Origin of the sequence: Streptomyces sp. Ru73 (assembly GCF_002920575.1) — a bacterium.
Classification (GTDB): domain Bacteria; phylum Actinomycetota; class Actinomycetes; order Streptomycetales; family Streptomycetaceae; genus Streptomyces.
In genome coordinates this window covers 1-3,377 of sequence record NZ_PQSQ01000197.1, presented here as the reverse complement: position 1 = coordinate 3,377, position 3,377 = coordinate 1, and the positions used below count along the sequence as shown (strand labels likewise).

Annotated in this window: 3 protein-coding genes and 1 pseudogene; 2 read left to right on the top strand and 2 right to left on the bottom strand. The window is 75.8% G+C overall.

All coding sequences use genetic code 11. The features are described 5' to 3' along the window. On the bottom strand, window positions 1-609 hold a 609-nt coding region (locus tag C3486_RS36450; RefSeq protein ID WP_146075142.1), incomplete at its 3' end, for an FAD-dependent monooxygenase. A 102-nt stretch (window positions 610-711) separates the two neighbouring features. Here C3486_RS36450 and C3486_RS36445 point away from each other — a divergent pair. Continuing rightward, window positions 712-1,386 (top strand): annotated as a pseudogene (locus C3486_RS36445) (TetR/AcrR family transcriptional regulator); the annotation flags it as partial. 260 nt (window positions 1,387-1,646) lie between these two features. Then, window positions 1,647-2,162, top strand: a complete 516-nt coding sequence (locus C3486_RS36435) for a DinB family protein (RefSeq protein ID WP_103837121.1) — start codon at window positions 1,647-1,649, stop codon at window positions 2,160-2,162. Between the two features lie 465 nt (window positions 2,163-2,627). Here C3486_RS36435 and C3486_RS36430 read toward each other — a convergent pair whose 3' ends face one another. Next, a complete protein-coding gene (locus C3486_RS36430) occupies window positions 2,628-3,110 on the bottom strand; it encodes a hypothetical protein (RefSeq protein WP_103837120.1) in 483 nt (160 codons plus the stop codon). Window positions 3,111-3,377: the final 267 nt, after the last annotated feature.

The window sequence follows — 3,377 nt, the reverse complement described above, 5'->3', positions numbered from 1 at the left end:
CGGGCTGCGGGCGCAGCCGGGGGCTCGGCGGCCCCGACACCCTCGGCGCCCCCCGGCGGCCCCAGCGGCCCCGGCGGTCTCGGCGATGTCGGCGGGCTCGGCCGGCTCGGCCGGCTCGGCCGGCTCGGCGATGTCGGTGACCGTGCTGGTCAGGCGTACTCGCGCGGGCCGGTTCGGGTCGGCGGGGTCGCCCGGGTCGGTCACCGTGGCCACGACGCCGGTACGGACGGCGCCGGCCGGCAGCCGAGCGGCGAGCAGCCCGATCAGGTCGGCGCGGTGGGCGACCACGACGGGCCCGCCGAACCGTCGCTCGGCCGCCGCGCTGTCCGCACGCGCGAGCACCCGCCCGCCGGGCAGCCGCAGCGCGCCGTCGCCCTGCCAGGCGGCCATGGCCCGTACGTCGTCCCCGGCGCCGATGACATCCAGGGCGCGTTGCGCGTTGGGGGCCAGGGCAATGCCCGCGCCGACCGGTTCGAGCGCGGCCGCGCGCTCCAGGACGAGGACCCGCCACCCTGCCCGGTGCAGCGCGACCGCCGCGGTCAGCCCGCCGATGCCCCCTCCGATGACGATCGCGGTGGAACGGTCGCCGTCGCCGCTGCACTCCCGCACGATCCTGCCTCCCTCCCTGCCCTGCACACGCCGCTCACTACATCCGTAGTGCCCTCCCAGCAAGCTACTACACCCGTAGTAAAACCGGATAGGCTCACCCCCATGAACGACCGCGCCCAGGCCCCCCAGGACCGCACCGCCGAACCCGTGCGCCCCACTCGGTCCACCCGGTCCGCCCGGCCCACCACCACGGCACCGCGCCGCCGCGAACTGATCGCCGACACCGCGCTCGCCCTGCTCGCCGAGCGCGGCATGCGTGGCCTGACGCACCGTGCCGTCGACGAGGCCGCCGGCCTTCCCCAGGGCTCGACGTCGAACCTGGCCCGTACCCGCGCGGCCCTCCTGGAGACCGCGGTCACCCGGCTCGCGGAACGCGACGCGGCACTGCTCCCGTCCTCCGAAGCGGACGCCGGGACGTCCTCTCAGGGGCCGCCGGCGCCGGACGCGCTGGCCGACCTGCTGGCCCATGCACTGCACCGGTCGCTCACCCACCACCGCGAGCTGCTGATCGCCCGCTACGAGCTGGCGCTGGAGGCGACCCGGCGGCCGGAGCTGCGGGCGGTGTACGACCGGGCCGGCCGCACCTTCCGCGACGCCCTCGCCGCGCTGCTCACGGCGGCCGGCTCCCCCGCCCCCGAGCGCCACGCTCGTACGCTCCTCGCGTGGTCCGACGGCGTGCTGTTCTCGTGCACAGCGGGCCAGTTGCAGGGCGCGGCACCCAGCCGCACGGAACTGCACAGCGACTGCGCGGAACTGCTGCAGGGCATGCTCGGTCCCGGGGCGCGCCCCGACCCCGGTCGCGGGCCCGACCACGGCCCCGCCCCGGACCCCGGGCCCGGCCTCGGCCTCGGTCCCGGTCGCGGGCCCGATCGCGGTCGCGGGCCCGGCCCCGACACCGACCCCGGGTCGCGCTCCTGAAGCATCCGGCGGCGCCCTCCGCACACCGTTTCCCGCAGGCTGGCGCAAAATTGCGGCCCGCGTCGGCCGAACCGGGAAAAACCGGGTGGGCGCGCGCCGCAGCGGCCATGCTGGGCGGCATGACAACATCCGTTCCAGCACGCACCGTCCCCACCGGCACCGGCGATGAACTCTCGCAGGTGGTGCGCTGGCTGGAGTACCACCGCGCGACCCTCGCCGCGAAGTGTGCGGGGCTCACCGAAGAACAGCTGCGCACGCCCTCCGTACCGCCCTCGGAGCTGACCCTGCTCGGCCTGCTGCGCCACATGGCGGAGGTGGAGCGGCACTGGTTCCGCCGGATCATGACCGGCGAGGACCTCCCGTGGCTCTACTGCGACGAGGAGGACTGGGACCGCGACTGGCACTTCGGCGAGCAGGACACCGCCGCCGAGGCGCTGGCCACCTGGCAGACGGAGGTCGAGCTGGCCACCAAGGCCGCTGCGGGCCGCACGCTGGACGAACCGGCCCCCGACCGCCTGCCTGGCAAGGAGCTGACGCTCCGCTGGATCTACCTCCACATGATCGAGGAGTACGCCCGCCACAACGGCCACGCCGACCTCCTCCGCGAACGCCTGGACGGCGACACGGGGGTCTGACAGGACCGCCCACCCACTCCGGCGCACGTCACCGCGGCCGTACGGCATACGCATACGCATACGGCATGCAAGGCGTGCGGCTCACGACGCACGGTCTGCGGCGGCGGGCCGGCGACGCGCGACGCACGGGCAAGCAGGGCGTGCGAGCGGCAGCGAGCCGGTGACGCGCGACGCACGGGACAAGCAGGGCGTGCGGGCGGCAGCGAGCCGGCGAGCGCGACGTACGGGGCAAGCAGAGCGTGCGGGCGGCGGCGGACCAGCGGCACGCTTCGTACGACGTACGACGTACGGCATGCGACATACGGCATGCAGGGTGTGCGGCGGCGCGCAACACACGGCATGTGTGCGGCACACGGCTCACCGCGTGCGCCATGCGGGGCGCGCGACGGCGCCGACATGCGGCATGCGCGCGGCAACACGGCCTACCGTGCGCGGCGGACGGCAGCCGTCTACCGCCGACGGCTCCTACGCCCGGGGGCCGCCCGCCCGGTCCAGTCGCCTCTGCAGGCGTTCGATCGCGGCGCGGATGCCCTGCCGGTGCGGGTCGTCCTCCAGCGTGGCCAGTGCCGTACGGGCGCGGCCCAGCTCCCAGCGGGCCTCGGGGTGCCGGGCCAGCCGGGCGTAGTCCGCCGCGAGGTCGAGATGGAGGGCCGGCAGCAGCGCCCGCAGCTCGGGGCGGCCCGCGTCCGCATGCCCCCGGCTGCCCTGAGCCAGGCTCAGGGCCCGCAGGTTCCAGCGCAGTTCCTCCATGGGGCTGTCCTGCGTGTCGGCCAGGAAGTGGGCGAGCGCACAGCGCTGGTACGCGTCCGCGCACGGCCCCAGCTCCTGCCAGAGTGCGGTCATCCGCTTGCGGGCCTCCTCGCGGTCGCCGCCGTGGTGCAGCATGACGGCCTGCCCGATCCTGGTCAGAACACCGTGCCCGGCCGTCGTCCCACGCCTGTGTCCCACTGCGCTCTCCCGCGTCCGTACGCCGCCTCACCGCCTGTTCCCCCGACGCTAACCGCGGCCCGCACGCCCGGCACGGCGGACGGTCCGGACGGATCGCCCGCCCGGAGCCCCCCGGCACCCAACTGGCGGCGCTCCGCCACACGACGGCCGCCCCCTACCGGACAGCGCCGCGCCCGCCCACCAGCTCCCCTTCGCTTCCCTCGCTTCCCCCCTCCCCCTCTCTTCTCTCGCTTCCCCGCTCTCCCCTCTCTCCCCCCTGCTCCCTCC

Coding starts and splice junctions, on each gene's coding strand:
- C3486_RS36435 (WP_103837121.1), top strand. CDS start 1,647: ATGACAACATCCGTTCCAGCACGCACCGTCCCCACCGGCACCGGCGAT.